Genomic DNA, 26,423 nt, shown 5'->3' with positions numbered 1-26,423 from the left:
AAGATGCAACAACACTAACAATGCCATCAGTATCAAGTGGATATACTATATCAATAAAATCATCAACTAACGAAAATGTTATAAAGAAAGATGGTACAATAGTGCCACCAGATGCAGAAACAAAAGTTACATTAGTATTTACAGTAGAGCATACATCAAGTGGAAAAACAGCTGACACAGGAGAAATAGAAGTAACAGTACCAGCTAAGACAACAGTAAGAACTGTGTCCTCTTTATTAGGTAGAATAGCAGTAAATTTTTTTAATTTCAATAAATAAAACTAGTATATAAAATGGGCTGTAAGTAGATTTGTATAAAAACAAATTTACCTACAGCTATTTTGGTATACTAAATTAGCAAATTTTGAATAATATTCATATGAAAAATTAAAAAACTATGCCTTTAAAACTTCACATAATTTTCACATGAATTCTCTATTAAATTCACACACAAGAGTTATTATATAAACATAGAAGATAGTAAAAACTAGCTTAAAAACATAATATAATACCCTATATAGATAGTGGCAACTCTCCCTCACATCCTCAATTGTTGCCACTATTTTAATTTTTTGTATAAAACAAAAAACCCCACCATAAAGTGGAGTTTTTCATAAATCTCATCTAACCTAAGCCTTAAAACAAACAGAATTTTTACCTTCAAGCTCTCTATTTATCTTAGCAACCTTAATCTTAATCTTGTCCTTCAAAGGGATACACCCTATATTGCTTTCACTTCTCACATTAACACTTCCAACAAACTTACCAGAATCATTATAATACTTTGCAACACCAACAATATCTCCCTTATTGATAGGATAACTCATGCTCTTAAACACTATCTTAGGATTGATATTCTCATTATCTGAAACAACACCATATAAATCTTTATCTACTTTAACCTTTATCTTAAAATCATCAATACCATCGATACAAGGAGTTTCTATAGTATCTCCCTTATGAGCTATCTTCTTAGAATGGAAATTATCTTTACCATACTTCAATAAACTAGCAGAAGAAGAAATTCTACTCTTCTTATTACCATCACCAAGCACAACACCTATTAATCTATGATTTCTTTCATTTTTAGCATCTTTAGGAACCATCATAGAAAATGCAAAACAATATCCAGCATTATCTGTATAACCTGTCTTTATTCCATCTACACCAGGAACTGAAACAAGTAGAGGATTTGTATTGTAGTGTGTAAAATCCTTTTTAGTATCATTATAAACTTGCATAGTAGTTATTCTAGTAACCTGACTTTCATAATGGTCATACATATACTTTCCAAGAGTAACTATATCATGAGCTGTTGATATGTTTTCTATAGGAGGCTCTTTACGTTCTGGGTCAGTATATCTAGGAAGACCATTTGGATTAAAATAATACGTATCATGCATTCCTATTTCTTCAGCTTTCTTATTCATCATATCTACAAAACTCTTTTCATCTTTACCAATGTATTTTGCTATGGCCATAGCTGCATCATTTCCAGAAACAAGCATAAGACCCTGCATAAGCTCTCCTAGAGGTATTTCATCTCCATCTTTAAGCTTACAAGTAGAACCTCCAACAGAAGCTGTAGACTTGTCTATTTTTACTATATCAGTTTCTTTAACTTGATTCTTATCTACTGCCTCTATTGCAAGTAAAAATGTCATCATCTTACTTAAGCTAGCTAGAGGCATTTTTTCGTCGCTATTTTTTTCAAATAATATTCTTCTAGTATCTTGGTCTATAAGCAATGCCGCCCTTGACGAATTTGGGACTGGTGGATTATCTGCAAATGAGAATCCAGGTGTTATAAATGTAAAAATTAATGCAAGTATTGCTAAGTATTTTATTTTTCTTTTCAAAATTTCATCCTCCATTTCATATACTAATTATGTGCGCAAGATAGGAACTATCAGTTTTATTTATTTAGATATTCATTAATCATATCTATTATATAAGCAATTTCCTCATCTGGTATCGAAATATTAAAGTAAGCTTCAGTTGTTTTAAAAGCTTCTCGTATTAATTCATATAATTTATAATTTTTACCAATTAAATCAGTAATGTTATTATATGGAAAAGTTGTATTTTTAAAACATCTTTCTATCATAAAAGAGCAGTGTAATATATATCCAAGTTTAAATTTACTCTTAAGGTCTTTGTCTATTAACTCTATTATTGAAAATAATGATGAATTAACATAGTTGAATAATTTAACTGAGTCCAATAATTCTAAGTTCTGAGACATAAAGTTTATTATTAAGCTGTTATATGATAGATTTGTTTCCTTTATATTAGTAATAATGTTGGCATTGAATGTACCTTCTATTATCTTGTTTAACATATCAAGCCCATATCCATTTAGAAGTTCTTCTATGTGTATAAATGGAGTGTTAGCAACATTAAAGTCTACACTACCAACAACTGCTAAAATTTTAGTATTACTAAATTTATTCCTATACATTTTAAAACTCTCTATATTATGAGGAACTAAGTTAATATTGTATTTATTAATATTTTTAAGTGAAGAATTTATAAAGTCTGCAACTTTCATAGCTGAACCATAACCTGTTATACAAGTAGTTATTATAACATAATCTCTTGATTTTTCAGGGTAATCTATTTCTGATGAGTCAATTGCAGCTCGTCCAATATATGGATTTAAAGAGCTTAAAGAGTTAGCTAACTCATCTAAGGTCATTTCCGGTAGAGTACTTTTTCTTACTGCTTCCAAAACTATTGGAGTAGACACCATTTCAATAGAGCGTGTTTTAATCTTTGTCTTTTCTGAAATAAGTTCTCCAAAAGCTATGAGAGAGCCCATATCTGTTAAAAGGAGTACTCCCTTACCTTTATCACATTCTTTTACCAATTCTATAGCTTTGTCAAGTATAGTACTTACTTTCACATCCAAAGGCATATCAATTGCATTACAATGGTTTGTACCAAGTAGTGAATTGGCTACATCACACATACTGCTAGCTGTTGAATTTCCATGAGCAAGTATTATAACTCCAATACTTTCAGCGTGATTATTAGGCTCAAGGTATGTACTATTTAGAAACATAGATATAAATTTTACTTCATCTTTGGGTAAAGATATCTGTAGGTCATTTTCAATTATACTTAAAACTATTTTAGCTATATTTAAATCTTTCTCTAAGAAAATTTTATCATTATATAGATTGTACTTAGGATTATATGTATCCTGGTTTATATTTTCTATTAGAGCACTTATATGCATTGAAAGAGCAACATAAGTCTGTTTTGTATATTTATTTCTAGATATTTTTTCAGCTTCTTTTAAAGAGTGTTCAACAGCATAGTAAATCTTTGGGTTGATTACTTTAAAAATCTCATTACTTGTATAATCAGAATGAGTCACTGATGATACTGAAAGTAATTTTGTAGAGTATTTCTCCATATAATTTATAAACATACTCCTTATATCATTTTCTAGATAAGGAATCTCTGTAGAGTATCTAAATCCATTGTTTGATGTATCTATATTGTATTTAGATAGTTCTTTTGTATACTCAACTTCTAAGTTGTTACCATTGAATTCATAAAAAAGCATATAATCAAGTTCTGATAATTTGTTTAAATTACTGCGATTTTCATTCAACTTTAAAAGACCAGTGTAAATATAGTCAGGAACAAGAGACAAGTCTATTTCTATGTTATCTTTTAATTCAGTCTTATAATTTAAAAATGCTCTTGCACTCATAAGTTGTATATCAGACTTAAGTTGACCTATATTACCAAAACAGTCATAAAGTAGTAATGATTTAATTACATCTTTATGAACTCTTATAGTTGCATTAGTATATTTAGATTCTATAATGAAGAAATACTTAATGAGAGATAATCTTTCTTTTAAAGACCTATCCTGTAAAGCAGGTAGGTTAATTGTAACAGGAATTCTTCTTAGAAAAGTTCCAAGTAAGGAAGACTGTATATCTTCTGTTGTAGCACACACAATAAAGACTGTAGCTCTGTGTACGACATCAGATTCTCCTAATCGTCTGTATATACCTTTATCCATCAAAAGAAAAAGCATCTCTTGACCTTCTGGGGGTAATCTGTGTATTTCGTCTAAAAACAATATACCACCATTAGCCTGTGCAACTATCCCAAATTTATCCTTGTTAGCACCAGTAAAAGAACCTTTAACATAACCAAATAAATTACTAAGAAGTAAGTTAGCATTTTCTGCGTATTCAGCACAATTAAATACTACAAATTTACTTTCAGAAGAAAAGACTTTGCTTTCTATAGCATATTTGTACATTGTTTCAGCAAATGTACTTTTTCCAACACCAGTAGGCCCTATAAGTAATGTATTAAGACCTTTTGGAGGGTAAAGTATGGCAGATTTAGCTTTTTCTATAGCTAATTTAAGGCTAGAATCATATCCAAGTAATGTTGAGAAGATATCCTCTGAATCATTTTTAGTTGATTTAAATAGTTCATTACAATTGCTTATAGAATATTCTGAGCTATTTAAAGTACGACCAATCAAATTTTCAATAATACCAGCATGTAAAAATAAAATAGGTTTACCAGATATTTTTACAACTTTCTTTTCATTGTATAGATTATTTAATTCTTTACTAGTATTACTTCTATCAAGAGATGAATTGTTAGCAACTTCAAGAGTAGTAAATCCTGTTTTCTCTGATTGTAGGTCTTTTAAAGTTATATTATTACATAACTTATGTAGTGATAATAAAACTTTATCTTTTCTTAACATATAGTACTCCCTTTCTTTATATTTAAGTTATATAAAATATATTATAATATATATTTTATATTAAAATAAGGTTTATAGTGGATATTTTGTATTTTACTTTTTAATATGTTGTTTTGTGTAGTAGTTGGTGTTAAAATAATAGTTGCATTATATGAGATATGGATTTTTATGGATTTACATAAGGCATTATGTTGTTATATTAGATAAGTATAAACTTTGTAATGTATGTAGCACTTTTATTTAATGTTCATATAAATATAAAAACTAATTATTTAAATAAACATAAAAATTAATTATTATCTTATGAGCAATTTGCAAGTGTACAGATTTAAAATTATAGTTATTGTAAATCATAAATTATAGTAGATTTTAAAGTATTCAATGAAGAATTAATAAAATGAATACTAGGTGGAGAGATAATTTTTTATTGAAACAAAAATAATGAAAAGAAAAATAAGCTTATAAAATTTAAAGAGGTTATATATCAATGGTTGAAAGTGTCTATGAAATATTAATTCAGCCATTTTATGGTGTAAATAACTTTATAATTTATTTTTGACAAGCATAAAAAACAAATTTTTTCATAAAATCTAAATATTGGATATTAATTATTTAAACTAGTTTAAATAATTAATATATTGTAATAAAATATGAATAATATTATAAAAGAATGGGAGATATGTTTTGTGGATATAGATAGAATTTTAAATTTTTCCTCAAATGCAGGTAAAGCTATGTTGCAGAGTGGAGGAGAAACTTATAGAGTTGAAGAAACGATAAGTAGAATATGCCAATCTTTTGGTATAGAGCATGTAGATGTATTTGCAACTCCAACAGCTGTAATGGCATCTGTTTTTGTAGATGGAAAACTACACTCAGCAATTAAAAGAATAAGTTCAAGAAGGGTAGACCTAAACTTAGTTCATGAAGTTAACTCATTATCAAGAGCAATCAGTATAAATGATTTAGATATTGAGTTATGTGAGAGGATTTTAGATGAGATAAGTGAAGACAATTATTATTCAGATATAGTAACAATAATTTTTGCAGGTATTGCAGCAGCAACTTTTTCTATATTATTTGGAGGAGATTTAAAAGAATTTATAGCTGCGTTTATGGTGGGAATAATGACTAAATTTGTTATTATGTACTTAAATAAGTCTTCACTAAACGATTTTTTTGTAAATGCAATAGGAGCAGTTGTCATAGCTTTTTGTTCCATTGTGATTCTAAAGCTTGGATTTATAAAGACTATGGACCATTTAATAGCAGGAGCAATAATGCTTTTGGTTCCAGGGCTCGCTTTAACTAATGCGTTAAGAGACTTGTTAGATGGTCAATTGATATCTGGTCTTGCAAAGTTGGCAGAAGTATTTTTTGTAGGTGTATCCATAGCAGTAGGAATGTTTTTGGTACTAGGATTATACTTCAAGTTAGGGGGTATATAAATGAAATTGTTTATAGAAGTAGTAGCAGCTTTTTTTACAGCCTTAAGTTTTGGAATTCTATTTAATATGAAGGGAAAAAACTTGATAATATCAGGTGTCGGTGGAAGTATAGCATGGTTTTCATATAAGTTTTGTTTGAATATGGGTGTATCAGTAAATTTGTGCTTTTTTATAGCTACAGTATGTTTTGCAATATATTGTGAATTATGTGCTAGGATTTATATGACTCCATCGACAACTTTAAGTGTCTGTTGTCTTATAATTCTAGTACCAGGTTATGGAATATATAACACTATGTATTCTGTTTTAACTAATGACTATATTAAGGCAGTAGAGTATGGGGTAAGTACATTATCTTGTGCAAGTTCGATTGCATTGGGATTAGTATTTATAACCACAGTATTTAGGAAAGTTAATCTATATGGAATAGTTTCAAAGATAAAAGATAATGAAAAATATAAGAAGAGCATAAATAAAATTAAACCACAGAAATAGAAAAAATTGACTTTTATGCCAAAGGATGATAATATAATAACATAAAATAGAATAAGAATATCTTTTATTAAATTAGATATTCTTATTGTCATAATATTAGTCACGGTTTTTTATTTCAACAAACCGACAACTTGAATCACAGATGTAAGTTTTAGAACTTGTTTTGTATTAACAAATTTGTATTAATGTAGAAACCTTAATTCTAAATTAAAAGGGGGAAGATTCACAATGGAGAAGCTGTCAGAGAAGAGGAGAGTCAAGGCAGTAAGTATGGAAACCTTCGTATTTATTGTACTTTTGGCGGTAGGATTTGGCTATGTAGGCAGTATCATGGGTGCAGGAATGATGTTCAAAGTAATAATGAGTACAGCACATGCACTTTTACTAGAAACAGTATTTTTGATAATGGCAATGGCAGTCCTTGCAGGTGCACTTAGTGCATTACTTTCAGAATTTGGAGTAATATCTTTAGTAAATAAGATATTTAAGGGCCTTATGAGACCTATATGGGGGTTACCTGGTGCTAGTATAGCAGGAGTAGTGGCAACTTATTTATCTGATAACCCAGCTATTATACCATTCGCTAAAGACAAAACATTTACACAATACTTTAAAAAATACCAAATACCTGCTTTATGTAACTTAGGAACAGCTTTTGGTATGGGACTTATTGTAACAACTTTCATGATAGCTCAAGGTAAAGAATATGTATTACCAGCTATAATTGGTAACGTTGGAGCAATAATAGGTAGTATTATTAGTGTTAGAATTATGTTGACTTTTACTAAAAAGTATTATAATTATGACCCTAAAATTGATAATGACAAACAAGCAAATGGAAAAGGTGAAAAGATTGAAGAGTTTAGAGAAATAAGAGATGGTAATGTATTCCAAAGAGGATTGGATGCTATACTTGAAGGTGGTAAGCTAGGTGTTGAAATGGGTATGGCTATAATACCAGGAGTTTTAGTAGTTTGTACATTAGTTATGTTATTAACTTTTGGACCATCTACAGACCCTGCTACAGGTCAAGCTGTTTACACAGGAGCTGCATATGAAGGTATAAAATTATTACCTGCTATTGGTGACAAAATCAGTTTTATAATAGAACCATTATTTGGATTTACTTCACCAGAAGCAATAGCATTCCCTGTAACTGCATTAGGTGCTGTTGGGGCAGCAATATCTCTAGTGCCAGAATTTATAAAATCAGGTGCTGTAACTCCTAATGATATAGCAGTATTTACAGCAATGGGTATGTGTTGGAGTGGATATTTAAGTACACACATTGGTATGATGGATGCTTTAGATGCAAGACCATTAGCTGGTAAAGCGATTCTTTCGCATACAATAGGTGGTTTATGTGCAGGTGTATGTGCCCACTTTATATTTATGCTTGTTGGATAGGAATGTTTTAAAAATCAAATATTAAGATATTATAATTTATTAGATTGAATCAAATTAACAATTTAAATATGTAAAAATTAAATTAGTGATTTAAATATATAAAGGTGCTGTTTTGAAATAGAGATTTATTTTCATTTTAAGACAGCACCTTTTAGTAATTTGAAGGTATTAATTAAATGTATTGATTGAATTTATTATGATAAAATTGTATTATATACATTAGAGTCAATTTAAACAGTAACAGTAAGGAGGAATTGCAGTAAATGAAAAAAGAACGACTACATCATGAAGACTTAAAAGAGTATGATTATGATGAAGATGACTATCTCAGTAAGAAAATAATTATTAAGGACTTTATAAAAACTATATTGGTTATGATAATTGCTACTGGAATATCAGTAGCTTTTAAAAAAGTAGGTTTTAATGAATCTAATATTATTTTAGTGTATATATTAGGTGTATTATTTGCTACAAGTATAACACATGGGTATTTTTTTGGAATACTTTCTTCAGTAATAGGAGTGCTATCATTTAATTTTTTCTTTACACACCCATTATATACTTTTATAGCTTATAGAAAAGATTATCCAATGACCTTTTGTATTATGCTTTTGGCAGCAATTATAACAAGCACTTTAACTTCTAGAATAAAAAAAGAAGTAAGACTTTCTCATAAAAGAGAGAAAATGATAAGGTTGCTTTATGAAAATAATAAAACACTTCTTAAAGCAAAAAATAAAAATCAAATAATTGAATTTTGTGGGTCTAATTTGGTGAACATGTTAAATAGAACTGTTATAGTAACTATTGCAGATGGTGATAATAATCTAGGTAAGCCAAGTATTTATATTTGTAATAATGATGGAAGTGAGAATATATTCCACTCAGTATTAGAAAAGGAAGCTATAAAAGAGGCTTTTAGAACAGGTGAACCAGTTGGGATTGGAACAAAATATTGTAAAAATAGTAGTGCTTACTATTTTCCTATAAAAGGTCAAGAATCCAATGTTCTTGGTGTTATAGGTATTGCATGTTTTAAAATTGATATTATTACGGAAAATGAAAAGATATTGTTAGAAGCAGTTTCAACACAGGTTGCATTAGCAATTGATAGAGAAAACCTATTTGAAAAGAATAAAAAAGCTAATCTTGAAACAGAACGAGAGAGATTAAGAGGAAACTTACTTAGATCAATTTCTCATGATTTGAGAACTCCACTTACAAGTATACTAGGTTCTTCTTCAACTATACTTGAAAATGATGACATAATAGATAAAGAAACTAGAGTAGAGCTACTAAAAAATATATATGAAGATACAAGTTGGTTAACACACTCTGTTGAGAATATACTTAGCATGACCAGAATAGATGAAGGAAAATTGGATATTGAAAAACGTCCAGAGGTTGTAGATGAAATAATTGCGGAATCTATATTAAGAGTTAAAAAATTTGCCAATAGTAGAGAGATACAAACCAATATACCAGATGAAATAATAATAGTTCATGTGGATGTATTATTGATAGAGCAAGTTTTAGTAAACTTAATTGACAATGCTATAAGACATACACCTAAAAATTCTAAGATAGAATTAACTGTAAGCAAAGAAGCCGAAAATGTATTATTTGAAGTGGCAGACAACGGAAAAGGAATACCAAGTGAAGATATTAAGAATATATTCAATAGATTTTATACAAAGAATAAAGCAAGAAATCTTGAAAGAAGAGGGATTGGTCTTGGTTTAGAAATATGTAAGTCTATAGTACAAGCTCATGGTGGAGAAATTATTGCTTTCAATAATCCTTCTGGAGGAGCTACATTTAGATTCAGTATACCTTTAGATAAAGGGGAGGTGAAAGACGAATGGAAGTAAAGCCGTTGGTTTTAATTGTAGAAGACGATAGACCAATTTGTAAATTTATAAAAGTGTCTCTGGAAACTCAAAACTATAGATGTGTAGAAACTGACAATGGAGGCACAGCTATATCACTTATACATTCTCTTGACCCAGATTTAATAATTTTAGATTTAGGTTTACCAGATATTGATGGAATTGAGGTAATAGGTAGAGTTAGGGCTTGTGCTAAAAATAATAAAATAATTGTTGTTTCAGCAAGGGAGCATGAAAGAGATAAAGTTGAGGCTTTAGATGGCGGAGCAGATGATTATTTAACTAAACCTTTTAGTGTAACAGAACTTTTGGCTAGAGTGCGTGTGGCCCTTAGAAATAAAGTTCAACAAGGTAAGATAAATAGTGACGTTCCTACCACCTTTGAGGTTAAAAATCTAAAGATAGATTATGAAAAGCATCTTGTATCTATTAATGGTGAGGAGATACACTTAACTCCAATTGAATATAAACTTGTTGAATTAATGTCTAAGTATTCAGGGAGAGTTTTAACACATAAATTTATAATAGATAAGGTCTGGGGTAATTACTATGAAAGTGAAAACCAATCCCTTAGAGTTTTTATGGCAAGTATAAGACGAAAAATTGAAAAAAATCCTGCTCAACCAGAGTATATTTTAACTGAAGTTGGAGTAGGATATCGCATGACAGATGAATAAGTATCAAATTAAAAGTATTAGTTAATCTAAACTAGTAATATTTTAACTAAATATAAATAGCCATGTATTTTATAATAAGTAGGAGGAAAGCCAGCCTATTAATATTATATTTGCATGGCGATTTTTAATACAAAAACTATATTTTAATAAAGACTATATTTTTATTTAAATAAAATATATTTCAAATTGAGCTTTAGTTAATTTGATATTTCTTTTTTATAAATAATTTTTATATATAAAATATTTTACTTATTAATAAATATTTTTTAATATAAAAAAGTTACTATTTTTATCTTTTTATAATGGTCTTTATGATATTATTAATATAACTATAATAACAACACTGTAATTCATTGTAGAATGTACTTTTTTAGCAATGAGAACTTATGTCTTTTTAAATGGGTAAAGCAGTTTGATTTTTCATAATATAAATATTTATTTAATAGTTATGTAAATATTTATACTATATATTGAATGAAGATATGAGTATAAAATATAATTTTTATAATGTAAAACTTGCTTAGAACTAAGTTAAGGTATGAATAACAAGAATTATATGAAGATTAAAAAAATAGTATGTACAGCAAAAGATATTTATGATAATTTAAGTTTTAGAGAGCCTCAATGAGTAATATGATAATGAGCTCTATTTGTCAAAAAAGATGATGCTATTGTATTCTTTTTTTTTATAAAAAAGTACAATAGCATCATCAAAGGTACATCAAAACTTGACATAGTTTCAAGAATTTAAAAAATTGAATAAAAGGAGTTATACATAAATGAGTGTGAGAAACTTAGTAGATGAATTAGATGAAATTATATATGTTTCCTCCTTGGATACATATGAACTTTTATATATTAATAAAAATGGGAAAAGGATATTAGGGCTTGATGATATTTCTCATAGAAAATGTTATGAAGCATTACAAGGAAGAGATTCTCCTTGTGAATTTTGTACTAACTCTTTTTTGAAAGATGATGAATATTACATATGGGAAAATACAAACACTGAAATAGACAGACATTTTATATTAAAAGATAAATTAATTGAGTGGGAAGGCAGAGCTGCACGACTGGAAATAGCTCTTGATATTACTGATAAGGAAAATATAAGTAAGTCGATAGAAGAAAAATTAGAAATAAAAGAATTACTAGTTGGGTGTATTAAACATCTTATAACAGAAACTAATTTTTCAGATGCTATAAATCTTGTATTAGGCAGTATTGGGAAATTTCATAAGGCTGATAGAGCATATATTTTTGAAGTGTCAGCAGATGGTAAAAAGATAAATAATACATATGAATGGTGTAATCAAGGGGTTGAGGGACAAAAACAATTCCTTGAAGATATTGATATTGAATCACTAAAAAATTGGTTTTTATTATTTCATGAAAAAGGTTTTATAATAGTAGATAATATAGAAAGTTTAAAAGAAACACAACCAATTGAGTATGAAATTTTAAAACCTCAAAATATTGAAAGTTTAATAGCATCTTCATTAAAGCAAGATGATAAAATTATTGGATTTATTGGAGTTGACAATCCACAGAGAGCTGTTAAGGACACATCTCTTTTGACTTCTCTATCTTATTTTTTATTGACTGAAATGAAAAAGAGAGAAGTAGAAAATAAATTGAATCATATGAGCTATTATGACTTTTTGACTGGGGTTTACAATAGAAATAAATATATTAAATACATAGATAATTTTTACAGCAATAAAGCTAAATCTATGGGGGTTGTGTTTATAGATATAAATGGATTAAAAGATATCAATGATAACTTTGGACATGCTAGTGGCGATTCTGCTATTGTATCAACCTGTGTAATTATAAAAAAATACTTTCATTCCTATAATATTTATCGTATTGGTGGAGATGAGTTTGTTGTGTTATGTGAGGAAATTTCAAAACAACTATTTGAAGAAAAGGTTACTTGGTTAAGTGAGGAGTTTAAAGATACTAGGGTATATAGTGTAGCAATAGGAAGCACTTGGAGTGAAGATAATATAAATATACATATGTTGACTAAAATTGCTGACGAGAGAATGTACCAAGATAAGCAAAGATATTATGAAAAAAATAAATTAAGGACCAATAAATTAGAGGAGATAAGCAATTTAAATGATTCAGAAAAAAGAATTTTATCTACATATGAAGATTTAGAGACTAAAGAATCTTTTGACAGTATAACAAGTGATGGATATTCCAAAACTTATGAAAAATTAGTTTATAATACATATGATATTATCTTAGATATTTGCTTAGAGAAAAACTTAATTACTCCAATCTATCAATCAGAAAACAATATTTTTAAAATTTCTGTAAAAGAGAACATACAAAAAACATTTTTATACATTAGAAACTATATAGTTCATCCTGATGATAGAGCTATATTTTACTCCAATCTTTATTCAAAGTTTCTTGATGATTCAAAAAATAACAAGCAAGAGGACTTAAAGTTGAGTTTTGAATGTAGATGTTTAGGAGAGGATAAAAGGTACTATTGGGCATCTATGTGTATCCTAAATGTCATCAGTAAAAATAAATTTGGTGAAAATCAGACGCATATTTTGCTTTCTATTAAAAATATAGACCATATTATGCAAATACGTAAAAGGCAAAGAGATATATTGACAGGGCTATATAATTACGAAGGCTTCTGTCAACAAGCAAACTTATTACTCAAAAAACATCCTAATAAACATTATGTTGCTATAATGATGGATATAGATAAGTTCAAGGTAATTAATGATATTTATGGTATTCAAGAGGGAGATAGGGCATTAATATATATTGCAGAACTGATTAAAAAAAATATTACTTCTAAGGGAATCTGTTGTCGTATGTATGCAGATGTGTTTTGCATTTTTTATGAGTGTTATCATGATAAAGAGGTAGATAAATTAATTTATAAGATTACAAAAAATTTAAGTATAAAGCAATTTGAATATATGTTAGTACCATGCTTTGGAATTTATAGGATTTTGGATAATAATATATCAGTTACAAATGCCTGTGAAATGGCAGGATATGCACATAAAAATGTAAAGAAGCAAAGTATAAGTCATCATATGTTTTACGATGAAGCTATGAGGAATGATGCAATTGAAGAAAAACAGATGGAAAGAGAAATGGAGTATGCATTGGAAAATGGACAGTTTCATGTATACTTACAACCTAAGTATAATCTTGAAATAAATGAAATTGTAGGAGCAGAGGCCTTGGTTAGATGGATACATCCAGAAAAAGGTATAATACCTCCAAATAAATTTATATCACTATTTGAGAAGAATGGGTTTATTATTAAACTAGACATGTATATATGGGAGCAAGTATGTACTTTGATAAGAAAATGGATAGACTTAGGTCAGAAGCCAATACCGATTTCTGTAAATGTATCAAGATTACATTTGTATAATCCTCAATTTAGATATATTGTTTTAGGTCTAATAAATAAATATAATATACCAAAATCATTTTTGGAATTAGAACTTACAGAAAGCTTATTTATTAAAAATATAAAGCTATTTGCCAAGATAATAGCAGAGCTTAGAACAGATGGTATTATATTAAATATGGATGACTTTGGCTCGGCATATTCTTCATTAAATATGCTAAAAAATATAAATATTGATACATTAAAGATAGATTGTGGATTTTTCAATGAAAAAGAAATTACAGAAAGAGAAAAAATTGTTTTAAAGCATACTATAGCCATGGCTAAGGACCTAGAAATGGATGTAGTTGCAGAAGGTGTAGAAACAAAAGAGCAAGCAGAATTTTTAGCTAGTTTGAATTGTGTTGTAATTCAGGGATATTACTATTGTAAGCCTATTCCAAGTCTAGATTTTGAAAGTTTACTTTATAATCATCAAGATAGTAAACTAATAACTACTTAAAATAATATACTTTATTTAAATGTAATATATTCTGTGATAGGTTGTCTAAATTAAATGTAAGATAGTCTGTATATATTCAGTCAATTAATAATTCAAGGTTGAAATATATACAGGCTTTATAGTATTTAAAATTTAATTTTTAGAGATTTTTATTCTAAACGCTTGTATAGAACTTCTTTACCATAAATATAGAATGTGAGATAATAAATTAAATAAAAAATAAAAGCAATGACATTATAATTTTTTAGTAAGTACAATATGGATGGATTAGGAGCGAAGTTTATGATAGTGGGTATTATAGGTCCTTCAGACTCTGGCTTTAAGATAAAGGAAGACTTAAAACAGATAGATAGCAATTTAGAAACTAAAATATATGTAAGAGAAAAAGTAGTAGATACAGTAGAAGTTATTTCAAAATGTGAAGATGAATGTGATGCTATTATATTTACAGGATGTGGAGTCTATGAGTTTATAAAATCTAAACATGAAATAAGTAAACCACATTCATTTGTTCCAAGAAGTGGGACAAGTATAATGAAAGCATTTTGGGCAATAAAGAGCGAAAATATAAAGCTAGATAAATTTAGTATAGATGTAGTTGATAGATATGTTGTAGAAGATGCACTTAAAGAGTTTGATATTGAAGCTACAAGTATATTTTGTAGGCCATTTTCTTTAGAAGTAGGAGAATCTGAACTTGCAAAGTGGCATATACAATTGTTTGAAGAAAATAAGACCGAGATAATGATAACTGGTTTTGGAGCAGTGTACAATGAGTTAAAGGAAAGAGGTTATCCTGTATTTCGGCTACAAGCAACCATACAATTAATCAAAGAAAGTTATGAGAAAGTGAAGAGTGAATATGCTCTAAGTAAGGCTAGATTTTCTCAAATTGCAGTAGAAATATTGAGTCTAATAGATTATAAAGAGAAGATAGAAAACTATTATTCTGATATGATAAAAAAATCAGATATGGATAAGCTTGTAGTAAACTATGCAAGAAGTATTCAAGGTTCTTTATTTTCGTTTGGAAGAAATGATTATGTGGTATTTGTTCATAAAGGTGTAGCTGATAATGAGTACAATTATGATAAATTATTTAAGTTAAAAAGAGATATAAAAGACATGGGATTTTCTCTTAGTATAGGTATTGGGACTGGAGTAACTGCATATCAAGCTGAAAATAATGCACATAAAGCATTGAGACATTCAATAGATTCAAAAGAAATTGGTATATATTTAGTAGATGAAGATGAAAATATAAGAGGTCCTTTAGCCTCAGAAAATGAATTAAATTACTCCTTAGTATTGTCTGATGAAAAAGTAATAGAAATATCTAAAAAAACTGGAATGAGTTGCGAATCAGTAGCAAAAATTATAGCTATAAGTGAAAATAGAAAAAGCAAGATTTACGATTCAAAAGAATTGGCAGAATATCTAAATGTAAGTGAAAGAAGTGCAAGGCGTATACTGAATAAAATAGTAAGTGCAAATCTAGGGAGAATATGTGCTAAAGAAACTAGTATTGGTGGAGGTAGACCAAAGAATATTACTGAGATATTGTTTTAAAATATTATATAAGATTGTATGAAGTGTCATATAAAATACTAAAACCTATGTAAATCAACTTTTTAAAATAGTACTTATAGAGTTGAAAATACATAGGTTTTTAATTATGAGAGTTAAAGAGTAGTATTGTATAAAAGTATTTATATTAGTGATAGTACTCTAATTTATCATTAATTTTTTACAATTCATCATTTAACTTAATCATATGATAAACTATTTTAGCAGTATCATATAATTCATCTATATTTACATATTCATTAACTGTGTGTACGTCATACATCCCTAAACTTAATATAGCACAATTATATCCAAGATTAGCTAGTATATTTGCATCACTACCACCACCAATTATCATTGGATTTGGAACAACACCAACTTGTCTTATTGCTTCCTCACTTAATTTAAAAACATGACTGTCTCTACTAAGTTCAAAACTTGGATAAGACATATTATGTTCAAAAGTGTAAGTAGTATTAAATTTAGATGCAGCATCTGAACAACATTTTTTCATATGATTAAGTTCATATTCTAAAGTTTCAGGGACATGAGACCTGATTTCAGCAGTCAATGTAACCTTATCAGTTACTATATTTGTAGCTCCACCACCTTCTATTTTACCTATATTTGAAGTTGTCAGAGAATCTATTCTACCTATATGCATATTACTTATAGCATGAGAGGCAACAAATATAGCATTTATACCTTTTTCAGGTTCTATACCAGCATGTGCTTTTTTACCATCAAAAGATATTTTTATAGATTCTTGTGCAGGAGCCTTATATGCTATAGAACCAATAGCTCCACCAGAATCTAAAATCACCATATCCTTGCAAGGTAAGTTATCAGGGTTAAAGTTTTTAACACCATGCATACCAGCTTCTTCACAAATTGTAAAACATAGATATATATCTCTATGTGGTATTTTTTCTGTAATAACATGTTCTAGAGCTTCTAGGATAGCAGCTATACCAGCTTTGTCATCTGCACCAAGTGTAGTAGTTCCATCACTTCTAACTACATTACCATCTAGTATTGGATTTACACCTAAACAAGGTTGAACTTGGTCCATATGAGCACATAAACAAAGAGGTCTACTTCCTTCTTCTCCTTTTATATATGCGATAACATTTCCCGTATTAGCACCATATTTTTCACCAGCATCATCTATAATAGCGTCTATATTTCTTTCTTTTAGATAGTTTACTATCCACTTGGACATTTCTAATTCTTGATTAGATGGGCTGTCAATCCTAACCATATCCATAAAGTTATCTATAAGTCTATTTTTACTTAACATAAATCATTTCTCCTTTTAGAAAAATTTAAATAAATTACATACTATAAGAAGGGAATATTCCAGGTCCTAATGGAATATTAAACACCATAAATAGTATCAATAGTATAGTCCATACTATCAAGAATGATATAGAGTATGGTAGCATATTAGCTATTACAGTACCCATACCAGCATCCTTATCATACTTTCTTGTAAATGCTAGTATAATAGGGAAGTATGGGAATAAGGGGCTAAGTGGATTTGTTATACAGTCACCTATACGATAAGCCATTTGTGTAAGTGCTGGATTGTATCCGACCATCATAAACATTGGTACGAATATTGGTGCAAGTATAGCCCACTTTGCAGATGCACTTCCTATAAATAAATTTATAAAGCATGATAATATAATAAATCCTATCAATAATAAAGGACCATTTATTCCTGCTGATTTCAAAAACTCTCCACCTTTTACAGCGAGTATCAAACCTAAATTACTATTTGTAAATAATTGCAAAAACTGTGAAGCAGCAAATGCTAGTATTATATATCCGCCCATATCACTCATTGCACCAGCCATTATAGAGACAACATCTTTATCCTTTTTTATCTTACCTATAGTTTTTCCATATACAACACCAGGTATAAAAAAAGCTAAAGCTATTATAGGTACCATACCTTTCATAAGAGGAGCATTATTTAATAATAAATCTCCTGTTTCTGGGTCTGCTAAGAATGGTTTTTGACCAATTACACTAAGTGCTATCATAATTGCTGCATATATTAATATACTTATACCAGCTTTTTTAAGCCCTTTTTTTTCTACATCACTAAGGCTACCATCAACATCTAACTCTGCATTTCCTTCGTATTTACCAAATCTAGGAGCTACAATTTTTTCTGTTACCCAAGTTGCTAACAATATTAATACAAAAGTTGATGCTATCATAAAAAATAAGTTCATTGTTGCATTAGCTTCAAATCCAGAATCAATCATCTGAGCTGCTGGTACTGTAAAGCTTGCAGCAAGTATATCGTTAACACTTATCATGATGTTTGCTGCAAATCCTAGACAGACTGCGGCATATCCAGAAAATAAACCTATAAGTGGATGTCTTCCAACACCAAGATATACAAGTGCAGCCAATGGTGGGAATAGTATTGTACCTGCATCTGATGCAATATTTGCAAGCATACCTATAGTCATTACAACAAGAGTTACTTTTGTTTCAGGAATTTTGCTTACTGATGCCTTTATTGTTGCTGTCATAAGTCCAGTTTTATCACAAACACCAGCGCCTATCATAGTAACTAAAACTAGTCCTAAAGGTGCAAAGCCTTGAAAATTACTAACAATATTTCCTAATAAAATCTGAAGTTGTTCTACAGTTAATAAATTTACAGCAGTTATAGTTTCGCCAGTACCAGGATGAACTACTGATATACCCATAGAACCGATTATGCTAGATAGTATAAGTAAAAGTACACATAATCCTAGAAATATTGTAACTGGGTCTGGTAGCTTATTACCAACAATTTCTATTCTGTTTAATGTTCTGTCAAAAAAGTTTTTCTTTTTAACTACGTTATCATTCATAATATCCTCCCTATGTTTTTAAAATATAATATTGAAAATAAGTATTGTGGTCAAATTTATAATATAAATTATGACTGTCAATTTAAGACGTGTCCACAATGTGTCCTAAAAAAAGTATAAAATAAACTTTTTCCTATGTCAATGTAATTTTCTGAATTTTCTGGATGAGTGATGTTAATTAAATATGCTTTAAGTAGATTAATGACGAATTATATCTAAGTTATTTGTATTATATATATACTTTAAAATTAATTTTAAAACAAAACTTTATAAAAATCTAGTGGAATATTAAGTTAGTAAAAGAATAAATTAATAAAATACAAAACTTTATAACAACTAAATAACAACTCAAGTGGAGTATTTAGGTTAGAACTAAAAAATAATATGTAAGGGGATAAATTGTCATAAGGTTATATGAAAAATATAAAAAGATTAAAGAATCGTAGAGAAATAGTAAAATACACAAGTTTATATTATGATGAATATAACCTATGTAGGAGCTCTTTTTAATGACTTTTGTATATGAGAATGATATAATATATTCTAACAATAAGTAAAGAAATATTAAAATAAAATTAAAAATATTAAGTTATTTATATGTTTTTGTAAACTAGATAGTAATATTATTATATTTTTATAAAAAATATATTGGAAATATAATCAATTTATATAATTGGAAATTATTGGGTTAATTTTAATAGAAAAATGAAAAAATATGAATAATAGCTCTATATGATAGTTAAATCACTCTTTAAATTAATAAATAATGTGAGAGTTCATTTATAAGTGTATCAACAGTAGTTGAATTATAGAAGTATTAAAATAATTCATGAATAAGAGTGTGGAATGTACAAGGGAGGTAGGATGTTAGAAACAATATTAAAGAATTTTAAAGCAAAGAAGATGAATTTGTATAAATCTGAAATTAGATTGAGAAATTATAGATGTTTCTGCGGTTTGTCATTATTAGGACTCACTATTTCAGCTATGGTGTTTGTATTTGGATTGATTTTATCAGAAGTTGTTACTTTTAATATAGAGTTTTTTATTATACTTGGATACTTTTTTATTCTTTATATTATTTCTAAATTTTACTTAAAAAAACACTTTCAGCATATAACGCTTATCTTTTATTTGGCATTAACTCCAGTTATGATAATGGGTATTTTGATGGGAACTTTTCTAGATAAAACAGAACCATCAATCACAATTATGGTCTTTATATGTGTACTTCCTTTATTCATATTGGATAAACCATGGAGAATTACTCTCTACATAACAGGAACTGCTATAATCTATGGTATTTGTTGCTTTATAGCAAAGGATATAAATATGTTTATGGCGGATTTAGTTGATTTAGTTACTTTTTATTTTTTATCTGTGGGTGTTAACTTTTTTATTCTGAATGACCGTATCGAAAGTGTAGAAAACTACATTAAATATAGAACTAAATCAGAAATTGATTTATTGACAGGTATATATAATCGAGGTGCTGGTGTTGAAATGATTGAACATCTTATGGACGAAAAAAAGTATGGTGCTTTTATTCTTATCGATATAGATGATTTTAAATATATCAATGATTCCTATGGTCATATTGTAGGTGACCGTTATTTACAAGCTGTAGCTGATAATATAAAGAATATTTTCTATGATAGTGTAGTTTTAAGATTAGGTGGTGATGAATTTGCCATCTATGCTAAGGATTTAAAGAATGAGGAGAATTGTAAAATACGCTTTGAGAAATTATTTGATGCATTAGATAATATGGAAGATTTATCACAAAATGATTATGTATTTCATATTAGTTTAGGATGTTCAATTTGTGATAAAAACATTGCTAATTTTGAAGATTTATATAGTAAGGCAGATGAAGCTCTTTATGCAGCAAAGGAAGCAGGAAAAGGGTGTTATCGAATAAACTGATTTAATATTTTATCATGATTTTTATGTATATGTAATATATAATTTTTAAAAAGAAAAACGGTAGTTTCAGCTGGAATTTTGAAACTGCCATTTTTCTTTTCTGATTTTTTTGTAACTGGAAGCCAGACTTCATGTTCTGCATTTTGTAGGTATGAATTTAAGTAAACTTCTATATCTGAAATATTTTCTACATATTTATAACTAGAGTCAGGAAGCCACTCTGTTCAAATTCAACGTTCTAAATATTGTATGCTTTCTACAAAAATGGTAACCTTGTAAATATTACAATAAGTAGCATCAGTAAATATCTATTATGTTTACCAATGCTATTTTTTGCAAATTTATAGTATAAAGTGCTAACTGTAATATCAAGTTTTTATTTTTCAAGGTATGCTTTTAAAGCAAGACCAATAAATTTTGATGCTCCATCTCCATATTTATTATCGTTAACCTCAATAAATACAGGGTTTGATATATAATTTTCAGACATAATAGGCCAATAATTATCTCCCATATCTATTCCATTATTAATTTTATTAGTAAAAGAAATCAGTTCTTTAACTAATTCTTGGACATCTAAAGATGCAACATCTTTACTTAGATTTTTTGTAAGTTTTCTTGTAATATCATCACCTTTTTTAATAAGGTTAAGTACTTCTGATTGAGAAATAGTAGTACTGTTAGATAAAAAATTTTGAAAGTTATTTTCCATAGCCTTTGTGTATTTTTCAAGACTTCCAAACTGCTTAATTGCCATATTTGCTATTTCATTTTCATATGATTTGATTTCTGAAGTTATTTTATCAAAATCTTCAATGCTTTCAGTTTGTGCGACAATCTCATCAGTGTGAGATTCTTTGAACTCAGTTAAAATATGAAAATACTCACTCATATTAAAATCTTTAAAATCCACACATTTATCTACTTTTATAAGTTTATTAAGTAATTCTAATAGAGCATTTAATCTATCTCGCTTTATTTGGATTAGTTCTCTTTGATTTTTAAATGCAGTTAGACAATCAAATTGAGGATTTTCCATGATTGCTTCAATTTCTTTTAATGTGAAATCAAGTTCTTTAAAAAATGTAACTTTTTGTAGAACTTCTAATGCGTTATCATCGTATAATCGTAATCCATCAGTAGTTATTTTTGTAGGTTTAAATAAACCAACTTCGTCATAAAACTGTAGAGTACGTATACTGACACCAGTTAATGAAGAAACTTGTTTTAATGTCATCATTTCAACTCACCTTCTTTCGTACCCTAATAATTGAGAGTTAGCTAATATTTTTTTATAAGAAATATACAGTATTTGTAAATGCTATCTCTAACTACTAATGTATGCTATTACTATACATGAGGATGAATATATTTGTTATATTTTTTCTAAATAAATATTGAGGACTTTACGAAGGAAAAGAAAAGATGGTATAGCTTTTAAAGCATATACCACCTTTGTATTATAAAAAGAATACTTAATAGACCTATAAAGTTTTGTCGTGTTTTTCTAAGAATGTTAAGTATTCTTCTTTAGTCATAACTGGTGTAAAGGCATCTAATATACCTTTAGTCTCTTTAGCATTATCAAAAAGAAGGTCTATAACTGTAAGTGCCATAGCCTTAGCAGGTACTATGTAAGCTAAGTCTTCATCAATTATTTCAAAATCTCTTGTATGAAGAGCACCTTTTACACCACCAATCATAGGGTGAAGGGTAGGCATTATATGAGATACATCTCCAAAATCAAATGAACCAGTGAAATCTCCACCATCAATAATTTTTCCTTTTAAACCTAAATCTTCAAGGTTATTTTTAAATAAGTTATCAAGGTTTTTGTATCTTAATATTGGTAGATACCCAGGAATTTCAGTTATTTCAACATCAGCTCCAACCGCCATTCCACCAGCCATCAATGCTTTATTTATTCTTTTATTAGCATCTATCATGCCGTTTATAGTTCTAGCTCTTACATATGATTCCATATGAACATCAGCAGGAACAACATTTACTATATCTCCACCTTTTGTGATGATAGGATGGAATCTAACTCTTTCAGATTCTTTAAAAGTCTCTCTAAGTGCATTTACATTATTTATAGCAAGCATTGCTGCATTTAAAGCATTTATTCCATCATGTGGAGCAGAACCAGCATGAGATTCTTTTCCTATAAATTTAACTTTTTTGCCGACAAAGCCATTACTTTCAGGACCAACTAGAGCCTTATCTTCTCCTAAATCTGAAGAGTGAAACATCATAGATATGTCTATATCATCAAAGTAACCTCTTTTTATTAGTTCTTGTTTTCCACCAAAGTAAGTTATTTTTCCTTCTTTTTTCAATTGTTCCCTGTATTCCAATTCAATAAATTCTTCAGCAGGAGTAGCCATAAATGATATTTTACCATCTAAATGTTCTAAAACCCCACTTTTTACTAAACCAATAGCTGCACCTAACATTCCAGCTATTTGTATGTTATGTCCACAAGTATGAGATGCACCTATTTCATTAGAATCTTTGTGTTCTTTGCATGATATACCATCTAATTCTCCAAGTATAGATATATGAGGACCTTCTTTACTAGAATTTGCATCTGCCTTACATCCTGTAACAGCTATATTTTTTTCGACAGATAAGTTTAGTTCTTGTTCAAAAAAGTTTGAAACAGCTTCTGTAGTTTTATACTCTTTATATCCATATTCTGGGTTTTTGTAGATTCCATGACCTATTTCTAATATTTTTTCTTTATTTTCATCGATAGTCTTTATTACTAGAGATTTTAATTGTTCTTTATTCATAATAAGTTCCTCCTATATTTTACCTTGAATACTTAAAACTATATGAGCTATACTTGCACATGCAAAGAATATAGTTGTAAAGACAACAAGTGATATTATAACTATTTTCCATGACATTTCCTTTAAAGCTTCTATTTTGTTTCCAACAGAAATTCCTGCAAAAGCTAATAGAGGAGTTGTTATAGCCATAAAATTAATATTATTAGTGTTAGTTAAGAATACTTCAGATGTTGGGCTATATGGCATACTAAGTAAAAGACCTATTATAGTTGCAAATCCAAAAGCAGGAAATATTGATTTAGGAAATAAATCCTTTATAATCATAGCAGCCATAGCAGCTAATATTAACATTACCATTCCAGGAAAAGCTGTTACTATAGATGTACCAACACTAATTCTTTGTCCTATAAGAATTATAACTCCAATAATAGACATAACCAATAATTGATATGAACTTTTCTTTAAATCTAAATTAGCAAACATTTATTAGCACTCTCCTTTTGTAGTTTTTGTTTCGTCAGTTTTTTTACTTCTTGAAAATTTAGGTTCTAAAATTTTGTACATAAAATTAGTAAATGGTAAAGATACAAAGACCAAGAATATAATTCCTGTTATACTAGACATCATATTACTTGTTGCTGCATAGGCAAGTATTGTATCTGCCATTTCTGGAGGTACCATGGTAGAAAGAGAGCCAGCAGCAGCAGTCATCATACTTCCACTACCAACACCACAAGCCATTCCTAAAGCATATGGATGAAGGCCACTATAAATTGAGACTGAGCCTAATACGCTAAAATATATAGTACCAAGAACTGTACCCATTAAATATGTACCAAGTACGCCACTACCTTCTGGAGAATTTATCCCATATTTTTCAGATATAACTCCTAAAGAGGGTTCACGGCTTATACTTGCAGTAGCTCCAATAGCTTCTCTTTTCATACCAAATATTAATGCAAGAGGTAATGCAACTATTGGTGCAAGTATGTGACCAAATTCTTGAGCAAGAAATGCAGGTCCAGCTTGAATTATCTTATCGATGTTTGGGCCAACTGTAGTCCCATATTTTATACCAAGCATTACTAGCGCAATTCCAACAACTTCACCAGCAATATTGATTTCTTTTTCTCCAATAACTTTTTTAAGTGCTTTAATTTTTTTGCCTAATAAGTCAGGTGTTATTATAAGTCCGATTATAACTGCATAAAGCATTGGAAATAGTATTATAGAAGCTGAGCCAATAGCTAATGTTCTTTGTCCTATAAATTCACATACTACTACTAAGATTAAGCAAGTTAAAAAGACTTGAATAAAGTGTTTTTTATTAATTTCCATGATTGCCTCCCTAAAAAAATAAATATTGTACTTATTTGAATTTGAAATAGAAAATACGTTTTCTTGAATATAATACGTTTTCCTAAATTACATAAAATTATATAGTAAAATTGTTTTTCAAATAAGTTTAAGAACTGTCAATAACATGTCCTTAATTAAGGATAAATCAAAAATTTAACATTGTCAACGAAAAAATATGTAAAATATTACATAACTTCAAAATATTAACATATAAATTTATTTATTAAAAATTTACTTAAATATTGTATGAATAAAATATAAAAAGCTTTAAAATAAATAATATAATTATAGAAAATAAAGATAAATATAATAATCTTAGTAGGTGATAATAGATGAAAATAAATAGATTAACAGAAATAATAGTAATACTATTAAATAAAAAATTAGTTACTGCTAAAGCATTGGCTGAGAGGTTTGAAGTTTCTACAAGAACTATATATAGAGATATAGAAACTCTGTCTATGTCAGGAGTACCAGTATATATGACTAAAGGCAAAGGAGGAGGAATATCTTTAATAGAAGAATATTCTATAGACAAAACTATATTGTCAAAGGAAGATAAGGAGAGTTTAATAATAGCACTTCAAACATTACAAGCAACAAAGTATCCAGAAATAAATTCAGTAGTAGATAAAATTGGCTCAATATTTGGAGAAAGTAATTTTGCAAACTGGATTGAAATAGATTTTACTGAATGGGGAAGTAATTTTAATGAGGATGATAAATTTACAAAAATAAAAAATGCTATTTTAAGACGCAATACTATAAATTTTGATTATGTAAATAGTTTTTCAAGTCAGACAAATAGGACTGTTGAACCGATGAAGCTAATGTATAAAAGTAAGACTTGGTACTTGTATGGGTTTTGCAAATTAAAGGACGATTTTAGAATATTTAGAATCAGTAGAATGAAAAACTTAGTAGTAAAAGAAGACATATTTTCAAGAAAGATAATTGAAGAGGCATACTTAGATGACTCTAAAATAATTAAAGAAGATACAGTAACTCTGAGGCTAAGATTTAAGGAAAAGATTCTCTATAGAGTTTTTGATGATTTTAACAATGATTTAATAACTAAAAATGAAGATAATACATATGATGTAATTGCAGAATTCCCAATTGGAGAGTGGATTTATGGATATATCTTATCTTTTGGAGATAGTGTTGAAGTACTTGAACCTAAATTCATTAGAGATAATGTTATAAATAGATTGAAAGAGATGCTTAAGATGTATTCCTTATAAGTTACTATTACTAAATTTAATTATATTAAAATATATGACATATAGATGTCGTATTTTATAAATTATAATTAAATTAAAGAAACAGATAAT

At 28.4% G+C, this 26,423-nt stretch carries 17 protein-coding genes and 1 pseudogene; 10 read left to right on the top strand and 8 right to left on the bottom strand.

Features of this window, described 5'->3' with window-relative positions:
* A pseudogene (locus IC173_RS15735) lies at positions 1-278 on the top strand (cell wall-binding repeat-containing protein); the annotation flags it as partial.
* A 350-nt stretch (positions 279-628) separates the two neighbouring features.
* Here the strand turns inward: IC173_RS15735 and IC173_RS15730 are convergent.
* Together IC173_RS15730 and IC173_RS15725 are read right to left on the bottom strand one after the other, a co-directional pair.
* Positions 629-1,873: a D-alanyl-D-alanine carboxypeptidase family protein gene (locus IC173_RS15730; RefSeq protein WP_227433656.1), complete on the bottom strand. Its 1,245-nt coding sequence runs from the start codon at positions 1,871-1,873 to the stop codon at positions 629-631.
* 41 nt (positions 1,874-1,914) lie between these two features.
* Positions 1,915-4,749 carry a sigma-54-dependent transcriptional regulator gene (locus IC173_RS15725; RefSeq protein ID WP_227851389.1) on the bottom strand — a complete coding sequence of 945 codons (2,835 nt, stop codon included), beginning with the start codon at positions 4,747-4,749 and terminating at the stop codon, positions 1,915-1,917.
* A gap of 686 nt (positions 4,750-5,435) precedes the next feature.
* Here IC173_RS15725 and IC173_RS15720 point away from each other — a divergent pair.
* The 7 genes from IC173_RS15720 to IC173_RS15690 all read left to right on the top strand — a co-directional run bounded on the left by IC173_RS15720 (position 5,436) and on the right by IC173_RS15690 (position 16,136).
* Positions 5,436-6,197 (top strand): threonine/serine exporter family protein, encoded by a 762-nt coding sequence (locus tag IC173_RS15720; protein WP_227483657.1) that lies wholly within the window; start codon positions 5,436-5,438, stop codon positions 6,195-6,197.
* The gene (locus IC173_RS15715; protein ID WP_227824615.1) at positions 6,198-6,692 is read left to right on the top strand and encodes a threonine/serine exporter family protein; all 495 of its coding nucleotides are present in this window, start codon (positions 6,198-6,200) and stop codon (positions 6,690-6,692) included.
* 228 nt (positions 6,693-6,920) lie between these two features.
* Complete coding sequence (locus tag IC173_RS15710; protein ID WP_227433652.1) at positions 6,921-8,099, top strand: hypothetical protein; 1,179 nt, start codon at positions 6,921-6,923, stop codon at positions 8,097-8,099.
* Positions 8,100-8,362: 263 nt separating this feature from the next.
* On the top strand, positions 8,363-9,970 hold the full coding sequence (locus tag IC173_RS15705; protein ID WP_227433651.1) for an ATP-binding protein: 1,608 nt from the start codon (positions 8,363-8,365) through the stop codon (positions 9,968-9,970).
* Entirely contained in the window at positions 9,961-10,665 is a 705-nt protein-coding gene (locus IC173_RS15700; RefSeq protein ID WP_227433650.1) for a response regulator, read from the top strand. The genes IC173_RS15705 and IC173_RS15700 overlap by 10 nt, the downstream gene beginning before the upstream one ends.
* A gap of 779 nt (positions 10,666-11,444) precedes the next feature.
* Positions 11,445-14,567 (top strand): bifunctional diguanylate cyclase/phosphodiesterase, encoded by a 3,123-nt coding sequence (locus IC173_RS15695; RefSeq protein ID WP_227855835.1) that lies wholly within the window; start codon positions 11,445-11,447, stop codon positions 14,565-14,567.
* A gap of 282 nt (positions 14,568-14,849) precedes the next feature.
* Positions 14,850-16,136 carry a transcriptional regulator gene (locus IC173_RS15690; RefSeq protein WP_227433648.1) on the top strand — a complete coding sequence of 429 codons (1,287 nt, stop codon included), beginning with the start codon at positions 14,850-14,852 and terminating at the stop codon, positions 16,134-16,136.
* 178 nt (positions 16,137-16,314) lie between these two features.
* Here IC173_RS15690 and IC173_RS15685 read toward each other — a convergent pair whose 3' ends face one another.
* Together IC173_RS15685 and IC173_RS15680 are read right to left on the bottom strand one after the other, a co-directional pair.
* The gene (locus tag IC173_RS15685; protein ID WP_227855834.1) at positions 16,315-17,433 is read right to left on the bottom strand and encodes a M20/M25/M40 family metallo-hydrolase; all 1,119 of its coding nucleotides are present in this window, start codon (positions 17,431-17,433) and stop codon (positions 16,315-16,317) included.
* A gap of 34 nt (positions 17,434-17,467) precedes the next feature.
* Complete coding sequence (locus tag IC173_RS15680) at positions 17,468-19,009, bottom strand: AbgT family transporter (RefSeq protein WP_227855833.1); 1,542 nt, start codon at positions 19,007-19,009, stop codon at positions 17,468-17,470.
* Positions 19,010-19,873: 864 nt separating this feature from the next.
* Between IC173_RS15680 and IC173_RS15675 the strand changes: the two genes are divergently transcribed.
* Entirely contained in the window at positions 19,874-20,935 is a 1,062-nt protein-coding gene (locus tag IC173_RS15675) for a GGDEF domain-containing protein (protein ID WP_227433645.1), read from the top strand.
* 376 nt (positions 20,936-21,311) lie between these two features.
* Here IC173_RS15675 and IC173_RS15670 read toward each other — a convergent pair whose 3' ends face one another.
* From IC173_RS15670 to IC173_RS15655, 4 genes are all read right to left on the bottom strand, one after another.
* On the bottom strand, positions 21,312-22,175 hold the full coding sequence (locus IC173_RS15670; protein WP_227834806.1) for a MerR family transcriptional regulator: 864 nt from the start codon (positions 22,173-22,175) through the stop codon (positions 21,312-21,314).
* Positions 22,176-22,419: 244 nt separating this feature from the next.
* Positions 22,420-23,730, bottom strand: a complete 1,311-nt coding sequence (locus tag IC173_RS15665; protein WP_227433643.1) for a M20 family metallopeptidase — start codon at positions 23,728-23,730, stop codon at positions 22,420-22,422.
* A gap of 12 nt (positions 23,731-23,742) precedes the next feature.
* Positions 23,743-24,213 carry a hypothetical protein gene (locus tag IC173_RS15660; RefSeq protein ID WP_227433642.1) on the bottom strand — a complete coding sequence of 157 codons (471 nt, stop codon included), beginning with the start codon at positions 24,211-24,213 and terminating at the stop codon, positions 23,743-23,745.
* A 3-nt stretch (positions 24,214-24,216) separates the two neighbouring features.
* Positions 24,217-25,068, bottom strand: coding sequence for a DUF3100 domain-containing protein (locus IC173_RS15655; protein WP_227433641.1), 852 nt, complete (start codon positions 25,066-25,068; stop codon positions 24,217-24,219).
* A 353-nt stretch (positions 25,069-25,421) separates the two neighbouring features.
* Between IC173_RS15655 and IC173_RS15650 the strand changes: the two genes are divergently transcribed.
* Positions 25,422-26,333 (top strand): helix-turn-helix transcriptional regulator, encoded by a 912-nt coding sequence (locus IC173_RS15650; RefSeq protein WP_227834805.1) that lies wholly within the window; start codon positions 25,422-25,424, stop codon positions 26,331-26,333.
* The last annotated feature ends 90 nt before the right edge of the window (positions 26,334-26,423 follow it).

Origin of the sequence: Clostridioides sp. ES-S-0048-02 (genome assembly GCF_020658495.1) — a bacterium.
Lineage (GTDB): Bacteria > Bacillota > Clostridia > Peptostreptococcales > Peptostreptococcaceae > Clostridioides.
Note: the sequence above shows the minus strand (reverse complement) of the source record. Positions and strands in the feature narration are given on the sequence as shown.